Annotated in this window: 29 protein-coding genes; 11 read left to right on the top strand and 18 right to left on the bottom strand. The window is 68.2% G+C overall.

Annotated elements, in window-relative coordinates:
* The 3 genes from ACE3P2_RS09970 to ACE3P2_RS09960 form a co-directional block, all read left to right on the top strand.
* A partial coding sequence (locus ACE3P2_RS09970) for a hypothetical protein (RefSeq protein ID WP_374263959.1) occupies positions 1 to 697 on the top strand: 697 nt, incomplete at its 5' end.
* An 84-nt stretch (positions 698 to 781) separates the two neighbouring features.
* Positions 782 to 1,330, top strand: a complete 549-nt coding sequence (locus tag ACE3P2_RS09965) for a Spy/CpxP family protein refolding chaperone (RefSeq protein ID WP_374263957.1) — start codon at positions 782 to 784, stop codon at positions 1,328 to 1,330.
* 87 nt (positions 1,331 to 1,417) lie between these two features.
* Positions 1,418 to 1,879, top strand: coding sequence for a winged helix-turn-helix transcriptional regulator (locus ACE3P2_RS09960; RefSeq protein WP_374263955.1), 462 nt, complete (start codon positions 1,418 to 1,420; stop codon positions 1,877 to 1,879).
* A gap of 22 nt (positions 1,880 to 1,901) precedes the next feature.
* Here ACE3P2_RS09960 and ACE3P2_RS09955 read toward each other — a convergent pair whose 3' ends face one another.
* Positions 1,902 to 2,945: a polysaccharide deacetylase family protein gene (locus ACE3P2_RS09955; protein ID WP_374263953.1), complete on the bottom strand. Its 1,044-nt coding sequence runs from the start codon at positions 2,943 to 2,945 to the stop codon at positions 1,902 to 1,904.
* 392 nt (positions 2,946 to 3,337) lie between these two features.
* Between ACE3P2_RS09955 and ACE3P2_RS09950 the strand changes: the two genes are divergently transcribed.
* Positions 3,338 to 3,691, top strand: a complete 354-nt coding sequence (locus ACE3P2_RS09950; RefSeq protein ID WP_374263951.1) for a diacylglycerol kinase — start codon at positions 3,338 to 3,340, stop codon at positions 3,689 to 3,691.
* 22 nt (positions 3,692 to 3,713) lie between these two features.
* Here ACE3P2_RS09950 and ACE3P2_RS09945 read toward each other — a convergent pair whose 3' ends face one another.
* Complete coding sequence (locus ACE3P2_RS09945) at positions 3,714 to 4,616, bottom strand: LysR family transcriptional regulator (protein ID WP_374263949.1); 903 nt, start codon at positions 4,614 to 4,616, stop codon at positions 3,714 to 3,716.
* A 119-nt stretch (positions 4,617 to 4,735) separates the two neighbouring features.
* Here ACE3P2_RS09945 and ACE3P2_RS09940 point away from each other — a divergent pair, with 119 nt between their 5' ends.
* Genes ACE3P2_RS09940 through ACE3P2_RS09925 form a run of 4 tightly spaced genes read left to right on the top strand, consistent with a single transcriptional unit; the run spans position 4,736 to position 7,306 of the window.
* The gene (locus ACE3P2_RS09940; RefSeq protein WP_374263947.1) at positions 4,736 to 5,548 is read left to right on the top strand and encodes a dioxygenase; all 813 of its coding nucleotides are present in this window, start codon (positions 4,736 to 4,738) and stop codon (positions 5,546 to 5,548) included.
* Positions 5,549 to 5,553: 5 nt separating this feature from the next.
* On the top strand, positions 5,554 to 6,090 hold the full coding sequence (locus tag ACE3P2_RS09935) for a cytochrome b (protein WP_374263945.1): 537 nt from the start codon (positions 5,554 to 5,556) through the stop codon (positions 6,088 to 6,090).
* A 25-nt stretch (positions 6,091 to 6,115) separates the two neighbouring features.
* The gene (locus tag ACE3P2_RS09930; protein ID WP_374263944.1) at positions 6,116 to 6,691 is read left to right on the top strand and encodes a YceI family protein; all 576 of its coding nucleotides are present in this window, start codon (positions 6,116 to 6,118) and stop codon (positions 6,689 to 6,691) included.
* A 48-nt stretch (positions 6,692 to 6,739) separates the two neighbouring features.
* Positions 6,740 to 7,306 (top strand): YceI family protein, encoded by a 567-nt coding sequence (locus tag ACE3P2_RS09925; RefSeq protein WP_374263942.1) that lies wholly within the window; start codon positions 6,740 to 6,742, stop codon positions 7,304 to 7,306.
* A 29-nt stretch (positions 7,307 to 7,335) separates the two neighbouring features.
* Here ACE3P2_RS09925 and ACE3P2_RS09920 read toward each other — a convergent pair whose 3' ends face one another.
* Complete coding sequence (locus ACE3P2_RS09920; protein WP_374263940.1) at positions 7,336 to 9,000, bottom strand: murein L,D-transpeptidase; 1,665 nt, start codon at positions 8,998 to 9,000, stop codon at positions 7,336 to 7,338.
* 76 nt (positions 9,001 to 9,076) lie between these two features.
* A complete protein-coding gene (locus ACE3P2_RS09915) occupies positions 9,077 to 10,282 on the bottom strand; it encodes a YbfB/YjiJ family MFS transporter (RefSeq protein WP_374263938.1) in 1,206 nt (401 codons plus the stop codon).
* Positions 10,283 to 10,439: 157 nt separating this feature from the next.
* On the opposite strand from ACE3P2_RS09915, the gene ACE3P2_RS09910 reads away from it, so the two are divergent.
* Positions 10,440 to 11,369, top strand: a complete 930-nt coding sequence (locus tag ACE3P2_RS09910) for a LysR substrate-binding domain-containing protein (protein WP_374263936.1) — start codon at positions 10,440 to 10,442, stop codon at positions 11,367 to 11,369.
* A gap of 118 nt (positions 11,370 to 11,487) precedes the next feature.
* Complete coding sequence (locus tag ACE3P2_RS09905) at positions 11,488 to 12,825, top strand: amidohydrolase (RefSeq protein ID WP_374263934.1); 1,338 nt, start codon at positions 11,488 to 11,490, stop codon at positions 12,823 to 12,825.
* A 98-nt stretch (positions 12,826 to 12,923) separates the two neighbouring features.
* On the opposite strand, the gene aroQ is transcribed toward ACE3P2_RS09905, so the two are convergent.
* Genes aroQ through ACE3P2_RS09890 form a run of 3 tightly spaced genes read right to left on the bottom strand, consistent with a single transcriptional unit; the run spans position 12,924 to position 14,601 of the window.
* A complete protein-coding gene (gene aroQ / locus ACE3P2_RS09900; protein WP_374263933.1) occupies positions 12,924 to 13,361 on the bottom strand; it encodes a type II 3-dehydroquinate dehydratase in 438 nt (145 codons plus the stop codon).
* A 34-nt stretch (positions 13,362 to 13,395) separates the two neighbouring features.
* The gene (locus tag ACE3P2_RS09895; protein ID WP_374263931.1) at positions 13,396 to 13,830 is read right to left on the bottom strand and encodes a universal stress protein; all 435 of its coding nucleotides are present in this window, start codon (positions 13,828 to 13,830) and stop codon (positions 13,396 to 13,398) included.
* Between the two features lie 15 nt (positions 13,831 to 13,845).
* A complete protein-coding gene (locus tag ACE3P2_RS09890) occupies positions 13,846 to 14,601 on the bottom strand; it encodes a YjbE family putative metal transport protein (protein WP_374263929.1) in 756 nt (251 codons plus the stop codon).
* Between the two features lie 208 nt (positions 14,602 to 14,809).
* Here ACE3P2_RS09890 and ACE3P2_RS09885 point away from each other — a divergent pair, with 208 nt between their 5' ends.
* Positions 14,810 to 15,166, top strand: coding sequence for a Crp/Fnr family transcriptional regulator (locus ACE3P2_RS09885; protein ID WP_374263927.1), 357 nt, complete (start codon positions 14,810 to 14,812; stop codon positions 15,164 to 15,166).
* A gap of 1 nt (position 15,167) precedes the next feature.
* On the opposite strand, the gene ACE3P2_RS09880 is transcribed toward ACE3P2_RS09885, so the two are convergent.
* From ACE3P2_RS09880 to hisB, 11 genes are all read right to left on the bottom strand, one after another.
* Positions 15,168 to 15,416 carry a hypothetical protein gene (locus ACE3P2_RS09880; RefSeq protein ID WP_374263926.1) on the bottom strand — a complete coding sequence of 83 codons (249 nt, stop codon included), beginning with the start codon at positions 15,414 to 15,416 and terminating at the stop codon, positions 15,168 to 15,170.
* A gap of 152 nt (positions 15,417 to 15,568) precedes the next feature.
* Positions 15,569 to 16,306: a twin-arginine translocase subunit TatC gene (tatC, locus tag ACE3P2_RS09875; protein ID WP_374263924.1), complete on the bottom strand. Its 738-nt coding sequence runs from the start codon at positions 16,304 to 16,306 to the stop codon at positions 15,569 to 15,571.
* Positions 16,303 to 16,818 carry a Sec-independent protein translocase protein TatB gene (gene tatB, locus ACE3P2_RS09870; protein ID WP_374263922.1) on the bottom strand — a complete coding sequence of 172 codons (516 nt, stop codon included), beginning with the start codon at positions 16,816 to 16,818 and terminating at the stop codon, positions 16,303 to 16,305. The genes tatC and tatB overlap by 4 nt, the downstream gene beginning before the upstream one ends.
* A gap of 99 nt (positions 16,819 to 16,917) precedes the next feature.
* Positions 16,918 to 17,136 (bottom strand): Sec-independent protein translocase subunit TatA, encoded by a 219-nt coding sequence (gene tatA, locus ACE3P2_RS09865; RefSeq protein ID WP_374263920.1) that lies wholly within the window; start codon positions 17,134 to 17,136, stop codon positions 16,918 to 16,920.
* A gap of 18 nt (positions 17,137 to 17,154) precedes the next feature.
* Positions 17,155 to 17,502: a histidine triad nucleotide-binding protein gene (locus ACE3P2_RS09860; protein WP_374263918.1), complete on the bottom strand. Its 348-nt coding sequence runs from the start codon at positions 17,500 to 17,502 to the stop codon at positions 17,155 to 17,157.
* Between the two features lie 21 nt (positions 17,503 to 17,523).
* Complete coding sequence (locus ACE3P2_RS09855; protein ID WP_374263916.1) at positions 17,524 to 17,850, bottom strand: phosphoribosyl-ATP diphosphatase; 327 nt, start codon at positions 17,848 to 17,850, stop codon at positions 17,524 to 17,526.
* Complete coding sequence (hisI, locus tag ACE3P2_RS09850) at positions 17,847 to 18,248, bottom strand: phosphoribosyl-AMP cyclohydrolase (RefSeq protein ID WP_374263914.1); 402 nt, start codon at positions 18,246 to 18,248, stop codon at positions 17,847 to 17,849. Before hisI ends, ACE3P2_RS09855 begins: the two co-directional genes overlap by 4 nt.
* Positions 18,245 to 19,003, bottom strand: a complete 759-nt coding sequence (hisF, locus tag ACE3P2_RS09845; protein ID WP_374263912.1) for an imidazole glycerol phosphate synthase subunit HisF — start codon at positions 19,001 to 19,003, stop codon at positions 18,245 to 18,247. The genes hisI and hisF overlap by 4 nt, the downstream gene beginning before the upstream one ends.
* Before the next feature lie 3 nt (positions 19,004 to 19,006).
* Entirely contained in the window at positions 19,007 to 19,753 is a 747-nt protein-coding gene (gene hisA / locus ACE3P2_RS09840) for a 1-(5-phosphoribosyl)-5-[(5-phosphoribosylamino)methylideneamino]imidazole-4-carboxamide isomerase (RefSeq protein ID WP_374263910.1), read from the bottom strand.
* A gap of 67 nt (positions 19,754 to 19,820) precedes the next feature.
* Complete coding sequence (hisH, locus tag ACE3P2_RS09835; RefSeq protein WP_374263908.1) at positions 19,821 to 20,459, bottom strand: imidazole glycerol phosphate synthase subunit HisH; 639 nt, start codon at positions 20,457 to 20,459, stop codon at positions 19,821 to 19,823.
* Entirely contained in the window at positions 20,456 to 21,043 is a 588-nt protein-coding gene (gene hisB / locus ACE3P2_RS09830) for an imidazoleglycerol-phosphate dehydratase HisB (protein WP_374263906.1), read from the bottom strand. The genes hisH and hisB overlap by 4 nt, the downstream gene beginning before the upstream one ends.
* Positions 21,044 to 21,146 lie beyond the last annotated feature (103 nt).

Genomic DNA, 21,146 nt, shown 5'->3' with positions numbered 1-21,146 from the left:
CGTGCGCAGCTACGCCGGCACCCCGCACGAGGCGGTCGCGCGCTTCGCCGGCGAACTCGCCGACGGCCGCTACCGCGACCGCAACGCGACCCGCTACGGGCTCGCCGCCGCCGAGCTGCGCGCCGGCGACTACGCCGCGGCGGGCGCCAGCATCGCCCAGCTCGAACGGGACGGCCTGCGCCATCCGATGCTCGAAGCCCTCGCCGGCCAGGTGCTGATGCAATCCGGCCAGCTCGACGCCGCCCAGTCCCGCTACGACGCGGCGCTGCGGCGCTACCCCGACTACCTGCAGCTCCTCTACGACTACCCGCGCCTGCGCCTCAAGCGCGGCGACGCCGCCGGCGCGGCCCGTTTCGCCGAAGCGGCCCTCGAACGCCATCCGGCCGACCGCGCGCTGCACCAGAGCGCCGCCGAGGCATGGGCAGCCCTCGGCAACCCGTTCAAGTCCCACTACCACCAGGGCGAGCTGTACGCCCTCGACGGCAACCCCCGGGCGGCCGAGGAACAGCTCGAACTCGCCCTCAAGGCGGTGCGCGACACCGCCACCTTCGACAGCCCCGACTACCAGCTCGCCGAAGCGCGCCTGAAAACCCTGCGCGACGCCCGGCAGGCCGAAAAGCCCGCCCCGCGAGGCGGCCGCCCGTCCCAGCCGGGGCTCGCCCTTTACCCGCATTTACCTGCGGATAACGCCCATTAACGCCCACCAGTGCGAAAGTTTCAGTCATCGGGACGCGCCGCGTGCCGCCCGATCCACCCACCGACACTCGACAAGGAAATCGCCATGAAGCTCCGCAAACACCTCCTGCTTCCGCTGACCCTCGCCGCCGGCCTCGCCGCGGCCGTACCGATGATCGCCCAGGCGCGCGACGGCGCTCACTGCGACGGCCAGTTCGGCCCCCACGCGATGATGCGCGGCGAGATGGGCGGCATGGGGCCGATGGGCCACTTCGACGGCATGGGTCCGATGCCGCCGTTCATGCGCGACCTCAAACTCACCGAGGCCCAGCGCGACCAGATCTTCAAGATCATGCACGAGCAGGCTCCGGCGCTGCGCGACAAGGCCAAGGAGGTGCGCAAGGCCCACGCCGACATCCGCGCCCTCACCTTCTCGTCCGGCTACGACGAAGCCAAGGTCAAGGCCCTCAGCGAGAGCGGCGCCCAGGCCATGGCCCAGATCGCCCAGATGCGCGCCGCCAGCGCCAATCAGATCTACCAGCTGCTCACCCCCGAGCAGCGCAAGAAGGCCGACGAGATGAAGGCCGATTTCGAAGCCAACGGCCCTCGCCGCGGCATGCCGCCGGCCGACGCGCCCGCCTTCAAGCGCCGCTGACCGCACACCGGCTCCGCGCGGGGCGGCCTCCGCCGCCCCGTTCCCGCTTCCATCGACCCAGCCAGCCACCTCACCTCAGCCAGCGACATGCGCCCCCTCGACCCCATCGACCGCAAGATCCTCGAAGCCCTCCAGCACGACGGCCGCGTCACCATGACCGACCTCGCCAATCTGGTCGGGCTGTCCGCCACCCCATGCACCGAACGCGTGCGCCGCATGGAGCGCGAGGGCATCATCGCCGGCTACCACGCGCGGGTGAATCCCCACGCCCTCGAAAGGCCGGTGCTGGTCTTCCTGCAGATCCGCCTCGCCGGCAAGTCGCCCGAGATCCTCGAGAGCGCCCGACGCGCCCTCGGCACGATGGACGGCATCGTCGAGGCGCACCTCGTCGCGGGGGATTTCGACTACCTCGTGAAGGCCCGCCTCGCCGCCACCGGCGACTACCCGACGCTGCTCGGCGCGCTCCACGCCGCGCTGCCGCCGATCGCCGAATGCCGCAGCCAGGTGGTGATGGCCGAGATCAAGGAAACGCTCTACCTGCAGCCCTGACCGGCAACGCCGGTCGCGGGCCTCAGTGACGGCCGGCGAGGGTTTTCAGGAAGTCCGAAAAACCGCTCATTTCCGCCTGGAATTCGAGCGGATGGATGCGCTCGCCATCAAGGAAGCGCGGCAGGTAGGACAGCGCCCGCCCGCTGGCCACGTCAATGAGCCCCGGCACGCAGGTCGTGGCCGACTTGACGCCGATGGCCGCCAGCGCGGCGTGGCTGTTCTCGTCGTAATCGCCGCTCGGGTAACAGTAGTGACGCGCCTCGGGCAGCCCCTGGGCGCGGATCGCCCGGGCGCACTCAGCCAGATCGGCCTGCAGGCGTCGGGGATCGCCGACGGGATAGAGGTGGACATGGCCGTGCAGCTCGACGGTGCAGCCCATGCCCGGCACCTCGGCCAACTCGGCCGGCGTCACGTAATCGAAGCGCCGCGAGGCCAGGTCGAGATCGGCCGGCGCCACGCCCAGCGCCACCGCCAGACGCTCGATGGCCGCGCGGTTCGCCGCCGGGTCGGCGATGCCTTCCAGATGCGCCACCAGCGCCTCGACCAAGGCCCGCGTCGCGGCCCGGTCGCGCAGGTCGTGGGTGCCGTCGATGCCGGCCCCGAAGCCCGCCAGCGTCGCCTGCGCTCGGGCCGCCTTCCAGATCAGGTAATTCACCACCACCGGGGGAATCGGCTGCCCGCGCTCGAAGTAGCCGGTGCACAGGTAGAGCGTGGACGGCACGCCATGGCGCGCCAGCACCGGCAGCAGCTCGCGGTAGGTCGAATACCAGCCGTCGTCGAAGGTGATCACCACCGGCAGCGCCGGCCGCCCCTCGCGCCGCCCCAGACCATCCACCGCGGCGTCGAGCGGCACCACCGAGAACCCGCTGTCGCGCAGCCAGCGCACGCGGGCGTCGAGGTGCTCGGCGGTGCAGAACAGCAGCGGATTGAAGCGCCGCTCGTCGCCGATGTTGCCACCGTGGTAGCACAGGATGCGCAGCTTCGAACGGGTCAGGCGACGGGACAGCCGGAACAGGCCCACCGCGCGCGCCAGCCACAGGACGGAGAGTTTGAGAGTCTTTTTCATGCCGCTCGATTTCCACTGCGCCCGGCACGACGCACGACGCGTCTGCGGGGAGAACCAAATCGACCGACTCTAGCAGAGTCCCCCACCCCGTCAGGTGCACCAACGCACACCAGTTATCAGTTCGTCACAAAACCGGCCCAAGAAATGCATCTGACACAGGCCGACCGACATCGAACTCGAGGTGCTTGCGGGCTAAACGGGGAAAAAAAGTGACCGCCGGCGAGCAGAAACGGGAGGAGGCCTCTCCGGCGGTCATCGCGAAGCCCGATTCGGGCATGGAGGAGTGATTTGCATATCGGCACCCGGATTGAATTTCTTTAACGCATCCGCAAAAAATTCGATGCCAGCCGGGCCGCTGGCCGCCCTCGCCCGCTTGGCGTACAGTCGTCGCCATGAAAGGACAAGGATTCTCCCGACGCCTCGGCTACGCGCTCGCCGGCATCCGCGTCGCATTCCGGCGCGAACGCAGCCTGCGCACCCACTGCGCGGCAGCCCTCGGCGTGGCGCTGTTCCTCGCCGCCACCGGTGCGTCGCCCCTGTGGTGGGCGCTGGTCGGGCTGGCGGTGGGGCTGGTGCTGGTGGCCGAGATGGCGAACACCGCCATCGAAGCCCTCGCCGACCTGCTCCACCCCGGCCAGCACCCGGAGATCGGCGTAGCCAAGGACGTGGCCGCCGGCGCGGTGCTGGTGGCCACCGGCGTGGCGGTGGTGGTGGGGCTGGCCTACCTGGTGCAGTGGCTGCGCTGATGCCAGCCCCGGCACCCGGCGCTCAGACCTGATCCCACGACGGCACCGGGCCGAGCTGCTCGGCCAGGAAGTCGGTCAGCGCGCGGACCCGCGTCGGCAGGTAGCGGTTGCTCGGGAACACCGCGTAGATGCCCACCTCCGGCCCCGGATAGTCGGGCAGGATCACCTCCAGCAAGCCGGCCCGCACCGCCGGGCTGGCGATGAAACTGGGCTGGCGGCACACCCCCAGCCCGCGCTGGCAGGCATCCAGCAGCGCCTCGCCGCTGTTGGCGTGGAGCCGCCCCTTGACCGGCACCCACACGGTTTCGCCATCCATCCGGAAAGGCCAGCTCGACCGCGGCGTGCCGGTGTAATTGAGGCAGTGGTGGCCCGCCAGCGCCTGGGGCGTGTCGGGGCGACCGTGGCGCGCCAGGTAGTCCGGGGAGGCCAGAGTCAGCATCCGCGACGTGCTCAGACGGCGCGCCACCAGACCAGGGTCGAGCTGGCCGGTGATGCGCACCGCCATGTCGATGCCGCTCTCGATCAGGTTCACCTGACGGTCGTTGAAATCCACGTCCAGGCTCACCTCGGGAAACAGATTGACGAACTCCGCCACCAGCGGCGCCAGGTGCCGGACGCCGAAACTGACCGGCACGCTGATGCGGATCGGGCCGCGCGGCCGCCGGTCGCCCCCCGACAAGTCGCCCTCGGCGGCGCCCACCAGGCCGAGGATCTCGCGGCAGCGCTCGAGGTACACCTCGCCCTCGGCGGTGAGCTTGAGGCTGCGCGTGCTGCGGGCGATCAGCTTCACGCCCAGGTGCGCCTCCAGGCCGGTGATCTGCCGCGTCACCATCGAGCGGGCCAGCCCCAGGTGCTCGGCCACCGCGGTGAAGCTGCCGGTTTCGGCCACCCGGACGAAGACGTCCATCGCAGTCAGTCGATCCATTGTTTCAAATCCAGCAACAAAGAAGTGCTCATTAAAGGCTATTTTTGATCAAATCAAAAGTCTAAAGTGCCTCCATGTCATCGCGACATCCCAACGACACCGTTTCCAGGAGTCCCCGCATGAGCCGACAACCCGTTCTCTTCGTCTCCCACGGCGCCCCCGACGTGCTGCTGAATCCCGGCGCCACCGTGCGCGCCTGGGAACAGCTCGGCGCCGGCCTGCCTCGCCCCCGGGCGATCCTGGTGATCTCCGCCCACTGGGCCGCGAAGGAGCCGACCGTCAGCACCGTCGGCACGCCGGAAACCATCCACGACTTCGGCGGTTTTCCGGCCGCGCTGTACGGCATGAACTACCCGGCGCCGGGCGCCCCGGCCCTGGCCGCCCGCGTCCGCGAACTGCTCGCCGCGTCCGGCCTGCCCAACACCGAGGTGCCCGATCGCGGGCTCGACCACGGCGCCTGGATTCCGCTCAAGGCCATGTACCCGGCGGCCGACCTGCCGGTGGTGCAGCTCGCCCTGCAGCCCTTCGCCGGCCCCGACTGGCATCGCCGCATCGGCACCGCGCTGCGTCCGCTGCGCGACGAGGGCGTGCTGATCCTCGCCTCCGGCGCGGTCACCCACAACTTCGGCTGGCTCACCTGGGGCCAGAACGGCAAGCCGCTGCCCGAGGCCGTCGCGTTTGCCGACTGGATCGGCGACGCCCTTGCCCGCGACGACCGCGCAGCCCTGCTCGACTACCGTCGGCAGGCGCCCCACGGGGCCGCCGCGCATCCCAGCGAGGAACACCTGCTGCCGCTGTTCGTCGCCCTCGGCGCCGCCAATCCGGGCGAAAAACCGCTGCGCCTGGAACCGGAATACACCTACGGCGGTCTGGCCATGGACGCCTACCTCTGGCAAGACGCCAGCCCGGCCGCCTACAACTCGGAGCACTGACCCCCATGCGTACCACCCCCCGCTATACCGGCCCCGCCATCGCCGCCCACTGGCTCATCGCCCTGCTGATCCTCGCCGCCTGGCCGCTGGGCGCGTACATGCACGAACTGCCCCTGTCGCCGACCAAGCTCAAGCTCTACTCGTACCACAAGTGGATCGGCATCACCGTGCTGCTGCTGTTCGTGCCGCGCATCCTGTGGCGCATCACCCACCGCCCGCCGGCCCCGCTGCCGATGCCCGCGTGGCAGCACAAGATCGCTGAAGGCACCCACCACCTGCTCTACCTGCTGATGGTGCTGGTGCCCCTGTCGGGCTGGCTGATGAGCTCGGCCAAGGGCTTCCAGGTGGTGTATTTCGGCGTGCTGCCGCTGCCCGACCTGGTGGCCAAGAACGAAGGCCTCGGCGATCTGCTGAAGGAAGTCCACGAAGCGCTCAACTTCGGCCTGCTGCTGCTCGTCGGCCTGCACGTGGCCGGCGCCCTCAAGCACCAGATCATCGACAAGGACGCCACCCTGCGCCGGATGCTGCCCTTCGGCAAATAACCCCCCGAATTCCCAGGAGAGAACCATGCAAACCCGTCATCTCGCCCTCACCGCCGCCGCCCTCCTGCTGGCCGGTGCCGCCCACGCCGTCGAATTCAAGCAGGTGGACACCGCCCGCAGCAGTCTCGCCTTCACCTCCAAGCAGATGGGCGTGCCGGTGCCGGGCAGCTTCAAGAAGTTCACCAGCCAGATCAGCTTCGACCCGGCCAAGCCGACCGCCGCGAGCACCACCCTCGAGATCGACCTCGCCAGCATCGACGCCGGCTCGAAGGACGCCAACGACGAAGTGGTGGGCAAGCAGTGGTTCAACGTCAAGGCCTTCCCGACCGCGAAGTTCGTGTCCACCGGCGTCAAGGCGCTGGGCGGCAACAAGTACGAGGCCGTCGGCAAGATGACCATCAAGGGTCAGACCCGCGACGTGGTGGCCCCCTTCACCTTCAAGCAGGACGGGGCGAACGGCGTCTTCGACGGCGCCTTCGTGCTCAAACGCATGGACTACGGCATCGGCGAAGGCCCGTGGGCCGACGTTTCCGCCGTCGCCAACGAGATCGAGATCAAGTTCCACGTGGTGGCCGCGCCGGTCGCCGCGCCCAAGAAGTAAGCCCGCTCCCAACCCCCAAACCCCATCCCCAATCGAGAGGAAAACAGCATGAAGAAGCTCACCGTCCTGGCCATCGCCGCCACCCTGTCCAGCGCCGCCTTTGCCGCCCCCGAGACCTACACCCTCGACGGCACCCACACCCTGCCGCGCTTCGAGTACAACCACATGGGCTACTCCCAGCAGCTGTCGCGCTTCGACAAGGCCACCGGCACCATCACCCTCGACCGCGCCGCCAAGACCGGCTCGGTGGACGTGACCATCGACACCACCTCGGTGAACACCGGCTACGGCCTGTTCAACCAGCACATCCAGGGCGAGGACTTCCTCGACACCGCCAAGTACCCGACCGCCACCTACAAGTCCACCAAGGTGAACTTCGACGGCGACAAGGTCGCGTCGGTGGAAGGCAACCTGACCCTCAAGGGCGTCACCAAGCCGGTCACCCTCACCGTCAAGTCGTTCCAGTGCATGCCGCATCCGATGCTGAAGAAGGACGCCTGCGGCGCCACGGCCACCGCCATCGTCAAGCGCACCGACTTCAACATGGGCAAGTACGCCCCCTACGTCGGCGACGAAGTGACCATCACCCTGCCGGTCGAAGCGATCAAGCAGTAAGCCGCGCGACCCGCCCCGCGCGGGGTGCGTCAGCCACGGGGGCCTGGCCGCAAGCCGGCCCCCGTGGTCTTTCCGGCGGCGCGGGCACGCGGCGCCGGCCCCGCCGCCCGGCGCAGTGCCGCATCGAGCACCGCGTCCTGACCGTAGATGTCCTGGAAGAAATAGACCTTGCCGTCACCCTTCGCCAGCGCGGTGGCGTAGGCGATCACCACCGGCAGCGGCTCGCGCAGACGCAAGGTCGCCGAGCTGCCCTTCTCCATCGCGTCACGGATGCGCTGCTCGGTCCACTCGGGCTGATCCTTCAGCACGAACTTCGCCAGTTCCACCGGTGACGCCACGCGGATGCAGCCGTGGCTGAAATCGCGCCGGGTCCGCGCGAACAGCTGCGGCGCCGGGGTGTGGTGCAGGTAGATGTTGTCGTTGTTCGGAAACACGAACTTGATGTCGCCCAGCGCGTTCTTCGGCCCCGGCCGCTGGCGGATGCGCAGCTGGCCGCGCATCACCGCATCCAGATTCTCGTCGCTCAGCGTGCCGACCACCCGCCCGTCGCCGCCCACGAACTCGAAGCCCTGGGCCGCGAAGTAGCCCGGCTCGCGACGCAGGCGAGGCACCAGTTCGGCCTGGGCGATGGACGGCGGCACGTTCCAGTTGGGGCTGAACTCGATGAAGCGCATGTCCTCGGCGAACAGCGGCGTACGCGTATCGAGCGCCTTGCCGACGATCACCTTCATCTGCTGCCTCACCGTCACCGTGCTGCCCTCGACCGAATAGGCCCGCAGCACGAACTCCGGCACATTCACGAAGATCATCCGCGACGCCTGCAGCAGCGGCGTCCAGCGCAGGCGCTCAAGGTTGAGGCCGATCTGGCGCACCCGCGCCGCCGGCGGCACCTCCAGCCGCGCCAGCGTGTCCTGCCCCAGCACGCCGTCCGGGGCGATGCCGTGGCGCACCTGAAAGGCCTTCACGCCCTCGACCACCGCGCCGTCGTAGCGCGACGACGGGCTCGCCTGCGGCGCCATGTCGCCCAGCGCCGCCAGCCGCGCCGCCAGCGCCGGCACGCCCGACCAGCTCTGACCCGGTTCGAGCTTGCGCGGCGCGGTCGGCAAGGGCGCGCGCCACAGCCGGCTCACCGCCGGATCGTCGGCCATCGCCCGATAGCGGATCAACGCGCGGCGCAGGCCGGTGTAGAACGGGTTGGCCGGCACGGCGCCAGCGACGGCATCGGGCACCCGGCCATTGGCCAGCGCCTCGCGCAGCACCGCGGCGGCGTCGAAACGGTCAGCAGCGGTGGACGGAAAGTTGGCCTGGATCGCCCGTGGCGAAATCCGCCCGCCGTGCAGATCGGCGAGGAAGCGCTGCATCGCCGACGACAACGCCCCGTCGAGGGCCGCCAGATCGGCGTCGGGCAGGCTGGTGCCGCCTTCGAGAGCGGTGAGCACGCTGCGCAGGCTGGCGGCGTCGTAATCGTCCGGGTCCAGCCCGTCGTCGGGCGCCTTCTGCAGGGCATCGACCGCCTGCCAGGCCACGTTACGCGGGCGGCCGGACTCGAACCATTGCAGCGCGGCCGACGCCTCGCCGTTGCCGGCGCCGGCCCAGCCGGAGGCCGTCAGCAAGGCGGCCAGGGAGAAGCTTCGGAAAGCAGAGGCCAGCGGCGAGAAGGGCCGCCGGCCGGCGGTGAAACAGGACAAGATCATGACGTGCAGGACAGTTCGGACGCTCGGGGCGGCATAGCCTACCCCGAGCGCGCCCGCGATGCACGAGGCGCGCGGTTCAGGCGACGCGCGGCTGCGGCATCCGCGTCGCGCCGCCGCGCCTTTCGACCAGCCGCAACAGCCCGAACAGCGCGGCGCCGACCGCCATCACGCCCGACGCCAGGAAGAAACCCGCCGCGTAGCTGCCGCTCGGCCCCGCCAGCAGCCCGGTGATCGCCGGCGCCGCGATCTGCGCCACCCCGTAGGCCGCGGTGAGCTTGCTCATCATCTTGGCCGGCCGGGTCGGGTAGAAGCGCCCCGCCATCGCCATCACCAGGCTGACGATGCCGGCAAAGGTGCCGCCGAACAGCACCGCCCCGGCCATCGCCGCGAGCAGCCCGTCGCCGATCACCGGCAGCAGGATGCCGAAGGCCTGCAGCCCGCTCGCCAGCATCAAGGCCTGCAACTGGCCGGTGCGACGGGCGATCAGATCCCACACGACGCACGCCGGCGCCGCCGCGATGCCCGCCACCAGGAACACCCACGCCCCCTTGCCCGCCATGCCCGGCAGGCCGTTGACAATGGCCACCATGAACGTCGCGCTCACCACGAAGCCCGCGCCGGCACAAAAGTAGGCGCCCATCAGCAACGACAGGAACAGGCGGCTCGGCGGCCGATCCTCCATGTGCGCGCCGGCGCCCGCCAACGGCGTCACCACTGGCCGCGGCAGCCAGCGCCACGCCGGCACCGCCACCAGCGCCCCCAGCGCCGCCAGGGCGAACCACTGCGCACGCCAGTCGAGCCACAGGCTCAGCAGCGCCACCGCCACCGACACCCCGGCAATGCCCAGCCCGATGCCCGAAAAATGGATCCCCAGCTCCGCACGATGCCGGTTGCGCATCAGCCAGTTCATGATCAGCCCCGAGCCCAGCAACATGCCGCCGGCCGTGGCCAGCCCGGCCAGGAAGCGCGACACCGCCCACACCCCCTCGCCGCCGCCGAGCCCCATCAGCACCGTGCTCGCCACCGCCAGCACCATGCTGGCGCGGTACAGACGGTCCTTGAGCGCCAGATCGGAGATCGTCGCGGCGAGCAACGCGCCCGACAGGTAACCGGCGTAATTCACCGCCGCCAGCCAGCCACCGGCACTCACCCCGAGTCCAGCCTGCTCGCGCATCAGCGGCAACAGCGGCGTGTATGAAAAGCGGGCGATCCCCAGGAACAGCAGCAGCCCGAGGATGCCGGCGCCCAGCACCTTCAGACGCTGACGGTCTTCGTCGTTCATGAACAGTCTCCAGATCGTTCTTGTCATGCGGCGCATGCATTCGACAGCCCATGTCGCGCGCGACGCCACCCGCGAGCGGATGCCGTCCACTTGATTATTGACGGCACAAGGCTTACAAGCAAACGCTCAATCCTCATCCGTCGAATGCGAAAAACGCATGCAGAACACGCTCCGCCAACTGGCTTTCCTGGCGCCGCTGCAGGGCTTCGAAGCCACCGCCCGCCACCTCAGCTTCACCCTCGCCGCCAGCGAGCTGTGCCTCACCCAGTCGGCGATCAGCCGCCAGGTGCAGGGCCTCGAGGCACAGCTCGGCGTCGCCCTCTTCGCGCGCCACCACCGCCGCCTCGAACTCACGCCGGCCGGCGAGCGCCTGCTGGCCACGGTGCAGGACGTGTTCCGCCAGCTCTCGGCCACCGTGGCGGCGATCCGCGTCGACCAGCGGCGGCCGGTCACGCTGTCCACCACCATCGGCGTCGCCGCCATGTGGCTGGTGCCGCGCCTGTCCCGCTTCCTTGCCGAGCACCCCGAGGTGGACGTGCGCATCTCGGCCAACAACCGGCTGGTGGACATCGAGCGCGAAGGCATCGACCTCGCCCTGCGCTACGTGCCGCCCGAGCAGCAGCCCGCCACCAGCCACTTCCTGTTCGGCGAGGACATCTTTCCGGTGGGCGCACCATCCCTGGTCGGCGAACTCGCCACGCGGGTGCCCGACGCCGACGACTTCGCTCGCCTGATCTTGCTCAACTACGACGACCCCAGCCCCGACCCCTGGCTCGACTGGACGATCTGGCTCAAGCAGCTCGGCGTACCCGACGCCAAGCCCAAGGCCGTGCTCCACTTCAACCACTACGACCAGCTCATCGCCGCCGCAGTCGCCGGCCAGGGCGTCGCCCTCGGACGCAGCGTGCTGATCACCGAGCACCTGGCGAGCGGCCGCCTGCAGCCCCTCGCCAGCCCCTACCGCCACGCCTCGCTGCGCGCCTACCACCTGATCGAGGCCGCCACCGAGCCGCGCCCCGAGGTCCGCCTGCTGGCCGACTGGCTGCGCGCCGAAGCCCTCGCCTGCCGGGGCGCGACAGGTGCCTGAAGCCCCCCGCCTACGCGTTTTCCCGGGGCTGCATGGCCCGGGCCGGAAATGTCATCATTCGCCGCCACCCGGGCTCCGCCCAGCCGCGGTCGATAAAAAACACTTCAGGAAGAACAGGATGAGACACCTCTTGCCCCGCGCGTGCCGTCTTGCCGCGCTCCCCCTCCTGCTGGCGCACGCCGGCCTCGCCTCGGCCCAGAGCGCCGACCCGGCGCTGCTCGACAGCCTGACCCCGCGCTTCGACGCCATCCAGCCGCGCATGGTCGCGTGGCGCCGCGACATCCACCAGCACCCCGAGCTCTCCGGCCAGGAAGTGCGCACTGCCAGGCTGGTCGCCGATCACCTGAAGCAGCTCGGCCTCGAGGTGAAGACCGGCGTCGGCGGCACCGGCGTGGTCGCGCTGCTCAAGGGTGGCAAGCCGGGCAAGGTCGTCGCCCTGCGCGCCGACATGGACGCCCTGCCGGTGGCCGAGCAATCCGGCGTGCCCTTCGCCTCCACGGCCAAGCAGATCAACATGGGCGTCGAATCGCCGGTGATGCACGCCTGCGGCCACGATGGCCACACCGCCATGCTGATGGGCGTGGCCGAAGTGCTGGCCGGCCTGCGCGCGCAGATCCCCGGCACCGTCAAGTTCATCTTCCAGCCCGCCGAGGAAGGCCGCTCCCGCCACGAGGACATCGGCAAGCCGGTCGGCGCCAAGGCGATGGTAGACGCCGGTGCCCTCGAGAACCCGAAACCCGACGCCGCCTTCGCCGTGCACATCATTCCCAACCTGCCCTCCGGCATGATCGGCTACCGCAGCGGTCCGCTGTTCGCCAGCGGCGACACCGTGCGCATCACCGTCACCGGCAAGCAGACCCACGGCGGCTTCCCGTGGAACGGGGTCGACCCCATCGTCGCCTCGGCCCAGGTCATCACTGCCCTGCAGACGGTGGTGAGCCGCCAGCTCAACATCACCAAAGAACCCGCGGTGGTGTCCATCGGCCAGATCAACGGCGGCAACCGGGACAACATCATTCCCGCCACCGTCGAGATGGCCGGCACCCTGCGCACCTTCGACGAAGGCATGCGCGCCGACGCCCGGAAGCGCATCGTCCAGGCCGCCGAATCGGCCGCCGCCGCCAATGGCGCCAGCGCCAAGGTGAGCTTCGACCCCTTCGGCTATCCGGTGACGATCAACGACGCGGCCCTCACCCAGTCGATGATTCCAGTGCTGGCGCGGGTCAGTGGCGGCACCGCCCGCGAGGCCTCCAAGTTCATGGCCTCGGAGGACTTCGCCGAGTTCGCCAACACCGTGCCCGGGATGTACGTCGTGCTCGGCGCGGCCCCCGACGGCAAGACGCCGGCCACCGCCGCGCCCAACCACAGCCCCTACTTCGACTTCGACGAGAAGGCGATGCCAGTCGGCGCCCGCGCGCTCGCCGCCCTGGCGCTCGACTTCCTGGCCCGCCCCTGAGCGGATCGCCAAGGTAAAAAAGCCGGCGCGGACGGGTCTCCCCGTGCGCGCCGGCCTGTCGGTGCAGCCTGAACCGTCGCGGCCGATCCGCGCCGGGATCAGGCGATCAGATTCACCGCCGCCCGCAACCCGAGCAGGTAGCTGTCGGGCCCGAATCCACAGATCTGCCCCTTGGCGATCTCGGCCAGCACCGACTGGTGGCGAAACGCCTCGCGGGCGTGGATGTTCGACATGTGCACCTCGACGACGGGCGCCTTGAGGATCGCCAGCGCGTCACGCAGGCCATAGCTGTAGTGGGTCCACGCTCCGGCGTTGATGACCACCGCGTCCACCCCCTCGTTGTGGGCGGCATGAATGCGCTCGACCATCTCGCCCTCGTGGTTGGTCTGGAAGCACTCGACCTTCACACCGAGCTGTTCGCCCAGCGCCACCACGCTGGCGTCGATCTCGGCCAGCGTCGCCGTGCCGTACTGGGCCGGATCGCGCTTGCCGAACATGTTGAGATTGATGCCGTTGAGCACCAGGATGGTCTTCACGGAAGGTCCTTTCGGGCCAGCACGGCCGGATTCGTTATTTGATGAGGGTCACCGGCACGTCGGCCAGGCGAACCACCTCGCGGGCCACCGAGCCGAGCAGCAGGCCGACGACGGCGCCATGACCATGGCTGCCCATGACGATCTCGTCCACCGCCTGTTCGCGGGCAAAACGGACGATGGCCTGGGCCGGCTGGTCGTCGATCACCACGTGGGGCACCGGCGCGAAGCCCGCGGCCTCGAGGTGCGCGCGCGCCGCCGCGAGGGCTTCGAGGCCCTGCTGACGGTGAAAATCCTGCAACGCCGGCTTGTCCACGAACTGTCCCACGTCGTGGCTGACCGGGCGCTGGACGTTGAGGAGGTGAATCTCCGGCGTCCGGGGATATCCCGCCAGGCGATGGGGCAGCGCCTCCGCCATGCGGAGCGACACGGCGGAGCCGTCGACGGGCAACAAGAGCTTGGGCATGGTCATCCTTTGCGCATCCGCTCAGCGCGGCGTGTCGGCGCCGGGCTGAGCCGTCTCGCCGAGATCGATTTCGAGGGAAGCCCGCGCAGCTTCCCGGGCCCGGACGCGGCTGGCGAGCAGCTTGCCCACCGCCACCACGAATATCGCCCCGGCAACCGGCAGCGCGGTGTGCAGCCACGGCGCATGGGCATCCACCCACGGCCCCAGGTAAAGGTCGGAAACCAACATCTCGCCAGCCACGTAGCCGAGTAGCGCGGCGCCCGCGGTGACGACGACGGGAAAACGCTCCATCACCTTCATCAGGAAAGTGCTCGAAAACACCACCAGCGGAATCGACAACCCGAGACCGAAGATCAGCAACAGCAGGCTGCCCTTCGACGCGCCGGCAATCGCCACCACGTTGTCCATGCTCATCACCAGGTCGGCCAGCATGATCGTCTTGATCGCCGCCGCCATGCCCGACACCGCCACGCCGCCCTCGCCTTCGCCCTCGTCCTCGGGCACCAGCAGTTGAATGGCGATCCACAGCAGCAGCAGCGCCCCTGCCGCCTTCAGGAGCGGCAGGCGCAGCAGTTCGGCCGCCACGACGGTCAGCGTCACCCGCATCGCCACCGCCGCCGTGCTGCCCCACATCACCGCCCGCCGGCGATCCTCGGGCGCGAGGCCGCGGGCCGCCAGCGCGATCACCACCGCGTTGTCGCCGGAGAGCACGATATCGATGCCGACGATCTGGACGAGCGCAATCCAGAACGCCTGACTGGACAACATTTCCTGCATTTTCTTTCCTCGGGCCGGTCACCGGCGCAAAGACGGATTCTGACATGAAAGCCCGCCTTTCCGCCGCCACGCCCCCGTCACGAATGTGTCACACGCCCGTCGTAGCCTCGTGGGCATGTGGATCCTCAGCCTGCTGAAGCCCGATCGCGCCCCCCAGCCCGCACCACCCCAGGCGCGGCCATCCCAACCGCCCGAAGCGCCCTCCGCCATGCTCTTCTTCGAACTGTTCTCCCACGCCCCGGACGTCCTCCGCGTGCCGGCCGGGCAGCCGCTGTTCGCCGAGGGCGACAACGGCCGCGAAATGTACGTACTGATCCTGGGCAGGGCCGACGTCACGGTCGGCCAGCGCCTGGTGGAAGTCCTGCTACCCGGCAACGTCGTCGGGGAGATGTCGCTCGTCGCGCCCGGCCCACGCGCCACGACGGTCACCGCGAGCGTCGACTGCGAGTTCATCGCCGTGGATGCGCGCCGCTTCAGCGCACTGGTGCGTCAGGCGCCGGATTTCGCGCTGCTGGTAATGCGCGCGCTCGCCGATCGGCTGCGCCGGGCCGACGGCGGCATGTAGTTCAGGTCAGTCGCACGGGGCGTGCCGCGAGCGCTTCGTCGAGGGTCGCAAAAATCCGCTGCGGGTCCGCACTGAGGCGGAAATAGCGCCGATCGTGCTCGGGCCGGCCGCTGTAACTGCGCACGGTCACACGCTGGATACCGGGAAAACCCGGGTTGGCCTCGACGGTCCGGATGGAGCCTGCGCCGGTGTCGTACACGCCGGGCCGGTCGTGGAGCCAGTCGGGGATCAGGGACGCGTTCTTGTTCATGGGCGCCTCACGAAGGGGAAATGGGAACGGCGCACACCGCATCGCGCACTTCCGTCAGTCAGGCCGCGACGACCGAAAGTTCCACCGCCAGGATACGAAAAAGGCGCCCCGCAGGACGCCTTGTTTAGATCCCCGCACACGCCTGCGGAACGCTACTCCGCCACCGCCTCGCTGCGCGTTTTGGTCACGAAGCGCGCCAGGAAAATGCCCAGTTCGTAGAGCAGGCACATGGGAATCGCCAGCATCAGCTGCGACACCACATCCGGCGGCGTCACCACCGCCGCTACCACGAAGGCGCCGACGATCACGTAAGGCCGCGCCTCCTTGAGCTTGGCGACGTCCACGACGCCCATCTTGACCAGCACGATCACGAACACCGGCACCTCGAAGGTGATCCCGAAGGCCAGGAACATCGACATCACGAAAGACAGGTACTGCTCGATGTCCGGGGCCGGCGTGATGCTCTTCGGGGCAAACTGGGCGATGAACTTGAACACCGTGCCGAACACGAAAAAGTAGCAGAACGCCATGCCGGCGAGGAACAGCACCGTGCTGCCGATCACCAGCGGCAGGCCCAGGCGCTTTTCGTGGGCGTAGAGGCCAGGGGCGATGAAGCACCAGGCCTGGTAGAGGACGAAGGGCAGCGCGATCACGAAGGCCACCAGCAGGGTGACCTTCATCGGCACGAAGAACGGCGTCACCACGCCGGTGGCGATCATCCGGGTGCCGTCGGGCAGCGCCTGCATCATCGGATGCGCGAGGATGTCGTAGATGTCGCCGGCCCACGGCATCAGGCACGCGAACACCACCACGATCGCCACCACCGAACGCAGCAGGCGATCGCGAAGCTCGACCAGGTGGGAGATGAAGGTATCTTCCTGGGCACTCATGACTGGGTTTTCTTGGGTTCGGGCGGCGGGTGGCCGAAATCGAAGCCGAGCTGGTTCTCAGGAACCTCGGGCGCGGCGGCGGAGCCGTCGGCGACCGGCGCGGCTGACGACGGGCTGTCGGCGGCCGCCAGTTGGCGATCGAGTTCGGCCGACGCGTCGGTCACCGACGGCTCCGCGGCTTCCGGCGCGGGCTTGAGGCTGCTCTCGAGTTCGGCGACGGCAGCCGAGGCCGACTGCAGCGACGAGGTCACGCCGCTCTCGACGCTCGCCATCTCGCTGCGCACCGAGGATTCGAAGGCCATCGCGGACTTGCGGGCCTCTTCCTGCAGCTTCTTGAGCTCGTCGAGCTGCATCTCGCGATTGATGTCCGACTTCACGTCGGAGACGTAGCGCTGCAGCCGTCCCAGCAGATGCCCGGTGGTGCGCGCCACCTTGGGCAACCGCTCCGGGCCGAGCACCAGCAAGGCCACGATGCCGATGACTATGAGTTCGGAAAAACCGATATCGAACATCCGGATCGCCTAACTATGCAAAATGTCGAAACGGGCGACACCACAAACGAAAAAGGGGCGACACGATGCGCCCCTTCCGCGCCGGCAGCGGCACCGGAATCAGGACTTGTTCTTTTCCCGCGCTTCTGCGTCGATGGTCTGCTTGCCACCCTCGGCGATCTTCTGGCTGGACTCGCCCTCGGCCTCGCGCATGCCCTCCTTGAAGCCTTTGACCGCACCGCCCAGATCCTGGCCGATGTTGCGCAGCTTTTTCGTGCCGAACACGAGCATCACGATGACCAGAACGATCAGCCAGTGCCAAATGCTGAAGGAACCCATTGAAACTCTCCTGGAAAACTACCGTTTAAGCATCGGCCCGACCGGCTCCTGCCCACCTACGATGTGCATGTGCACATGCATGACTTCCTGCCCGCCTACGCGGCCAGTGTTGATGATGGACCGAAAGCCGTCGGGACTTCCTTGATCGACGGCAATCTGATTCGCCACGGCGAGCATCCGCCCCAGCACCGGCGCATCGGCCTCGCCGACGTGGGCCAGCGACGTGATGTGCTTCTTGGGAATCACCAGCACATGAACCGGACGCTGCGGCTGGATGTCCTTGAAGGCCAGCACGTCGTCGTCCTCGAAAACCTTGGCGGCGGGAATCTCGCCGCGCACGATACGGCAGAACAGACAATCCTGCATGGATGAGCGTCCCGTTTATCCTTAGTTTGCGCTGCGCGACTTCTTCTCGTCGATGCCCGACACGCCTTCGCGACGACGGAACTCGGCAAGAACATCATCGACCGACAGGCCGAAATGGGCCAGCAACACCATGGTGTGGAACCACACGTCGGTGACTTCCCAGACCACATGCAACAAATCCTTGTCCTTGGCGGCCATGATCGTCTCGGCGGCCTCTTCGGCGACCTTCTTGCAGATGGCGTCGGTGCCCTTGTGGAACAGGCTGGACACGTAGGACGAATCCGGGCTGGCTTCCTTGCGCGCGGCGAGGGTCTCGGACACCCGGTGCAGCACTTCGATGTCGATCATTTGTAAATCTCCTTCGGGTCTTTCAGAACCGGATCGACGGCCTCCCAGCGGCCGTCCGCGAGGTATTTCTGGAAGAAGCAGCTACGCCGCCCGGTGTGACAGGCAATCCCGCCCACCTGTTCGATCTTCAGAAGCACCACGTCGTTGTCGCAGTCGATGCGGATCTCGCGGATCTTCTGGGTGTGGCCGGACTCCTCGCCCTTGTGCCACAGCTTGCCGCGGGAACGTGAAAAATAAACGGCTTCGCCGAGTTCGGCGGTGCGGGCGAGTGCTTCGCGGTTCATCCACGCGAACATCAGCACGTCGCCGGTGTCGGCATCCTGGGCGATGGCGGGGATGAGCCCGTCCTTGTCCCAGGCGAGTGCGTCGAGCCAAGCGCTGGAAACGGGCGTGTTCATAGGCGTACCTCGATCCCGCGGGCACGCATCAAGGCCTTGGCCTCGCGCACCGTGTGATCGCCGAAGTGGAAAATGCTGGCGGCCAGCACGGCGTCGGCGCGGCCCTGGGTCACCCCGTCGGCCAGGTGCTCGAGGCTGCCGACACCACCGCTGGCGATGACCGGAATCGTGATCGCGTCGGACACCGCGCGGGTCAGGCCGAGGTCGAAGCCGTTCTTGGTGCCGTCGCGGTCCATGCTGGTGAGGAGGATCTCGCCCGCGCCCAGCTCGGCCACCTTCTGGGCCCACTCGACGGCGTCCAGCCCGGTTCGGTTACGCCCGCCGTGGGTGAAGACTTCCCACTTGCCCGGCGCGACCTGCTTGGCGTCGATGGCGACGACGATGCACTGGCTGCCGACCTTGTGGGCGGCGTCGGCCACCACTTGCGGGTTATTGACGGCCGCCGTGTTGATGCTGACCTTGTCGGCCCCGGCGTTGAGCAGGCGCCGCACGTCGTCGACGGTGCGCACGCCACCGCCGACGGTGAGGGGAATGAAGACCTGCTCGGCGACCTGCTCGACCACGTGCAGGATGATGTTGCGCGCGTCCGAGCTGGCGGTGATGTCGAGGAAGGTGATTTCGTCGGCGCCCTGCTCGTCGTAGCGGCGGGCGACTTCGACTGGATCACCGGCATCCCGAAGTTCGACGAAATTGACGCCCTTGACCACGCGGCCGGCGTTCACGTCGAGGCAGGGGATGATGCGTTTGGCGAGCATGGATCAGGCGGCCCCGTTGAGCGCGTCGGCGCGGGCCTGGGCGGCGGCGAAATCGAGGGTACCTTCGTAGATCGCACGGCCGGTGATGGCGCCGGTGATGCCTTCGGATTCGACCGCGCAGAGCGCTTCCACATCGGCCAGCGCCGCGATGCCACCGCTGGCGATGACGGGAATGCGCAGCGCCTGGGCGAGCTTGACGGTGGCTTCGATATTGACGCCGGAGAGCATGCCGTCACGACCGATGTCGGTGTAGATGACGCCCTCGACACCGTAGTCCTCGAACTTCTTGGCGAGGTCGATGACGTCGTGACCAGTGAGCTTGGACCAGCCATCCACGGCCACCTTGCCGTCCTTGGCGTCGAGACCGACGATGATGTGGCCGGGGAAGGCGCCGCAAGCATCGTGCAGGAAACCGGGGTTCTTGACCGCGGCGGTGCCGATGATGACGTAGCTGAGACCGGCGTCGAGATAGCGCTCGATGGTGTCGAGATCGCGGATGCCGCCGCCCAGCTGGACCGGAATTTCGTCGCCGACTTCGGCGAGGATCGACTTGATCGCCGCCTCGTTCTTGGGCTTGCCGGCAAAGGCGCCGTTCAGATCCACCAGATGCAGACGGCGGGCACCCTGCTCGACCCAGTGACGGGCCATCGCCCTGGGGTCTTCGGAGAAGACCGTGGCAGCATCCATTTCGCCTTGTTTCAGGCGCACGCAGTGACCGTCCTTGAGGTCGATGGCGGGAATGAGCAGCATATGAAGAAGTGCAGTAAGGAGGAGGACAGGGAACGTCGGACGAAAAAGGATACGCAGGCAGCGCGGATCAGGGCTTCCAAGACATGAAATTGGACAGCATCTGCAGGCCGGCCTGGGCGCTCTTTTCCGGGTGGAATTGGACGGCGAAGATATTAGCCTGCGCTACCGCCCCGGTAAAGGGGATGCCGTAGTCGGTACTGGCCGCGACGAGCGCGGGATCGGCCGGGTCCACGTAGTAGCTGTGCACGTAGTAGAAGCGCGCGCCGTCGGGGATGCCGGCCCACAGCGGATGGGCCTGCTTCTGCCAGACCTCGTTCCAGCCCATGTGGGGCACCTTGAGGCGGGCGCCGTCGGCGGCCACCATCCGTTCGGCCGGGAAACGCCGCACCTCGCCCTTGAAGACGCCGAGGCCGGGCACGTTGCCCTCCTCGCTGTGCTCGAACAGCATCTGCTGACCGATGCAGATGCCCAGGAAGGGCTTGCTGCGCGCCGCTTCGAGCACCGCCGGACGCAGGCCGCGGGCATCGAGCTCGCGCATGCAGTCGGGCATCGCCCCCTGGCCGGGGAAGACCACCCGTTCGGCCGACAGCACTTCGGCCGGATCGGCGGTGACGACGACGGTGGCACCGGTCGCGACGTGCTCGATGGCCTTGGCCACCGAACGCAGGTTGCCCATGCCGTAATCGATGATGGCGACCTTGCTCACAGGGCCCCCTTCGTGGACGGAATCACGCCGGCCTGGCGCGGGTCGGGCGTGACGGCCATGCGCAGCGCGCGACCGAAGGCCTTGAAGACGGTCTCGCACTGATGGTGCGCGTTGCGGCCCTTCAGGTTGTCGATGTGCAGGCTCACGCCGGCGTGATTGACGAAGCCCTGGAAGAATTCGTAGACGAGCTGGGTGTCGAGCGCGCCGATCATGCCGGCCGTGAAGGGCACATCGAACTCCAGCCCCGGCCGGCCCGACAGATCAACCACCACGCGGGACAGCGCCTCGTCGAGGGGCACGTAGGCGTGGCCGTAGCGGGTCAGACCCTTCTTGTCGCCGACCGCCTTCGCGAAGGCCTGGCCGACGCTGATGCCCACGTCTTCCACCGTATGGTGCCCGTCGATGTGCAGGTCGCCGACCGCTTCGATCTCGAGATCGAATGCACCGTGACGGGCGATCTGGTCGAGCATGTGGTCGAAGAAACCGATACCGGTGTTGAGCTGGCGCTTGCCCGAGCCGTCCAGGTCGATCCTGACCCGGATCTTGGTCTCGAGGGTATCGCGGGTGATTTCAGCTTGCCGCATGGGGTGATTTTCCAGGAAAAACAGTCGAAACGAGGTAATCGGAACGGCCATGATAGCATTTCACGTTTTCACCGTCCCTTGCGGCACGTGCTGCCGCGGAGCC

This window comes from Zoogloea sp. (genome assembly GCF_041911615.1).
GTDB lineage: Bacteria > Pseudomonadota > Gammaproteobacteria > Burkholderiales > Rhodocyclaceae > Zoogloea.
Note: the sequence above shows the minus strand (reverse complement) of the source record. Positions and strands in the feature narration are given on the sequence as shown.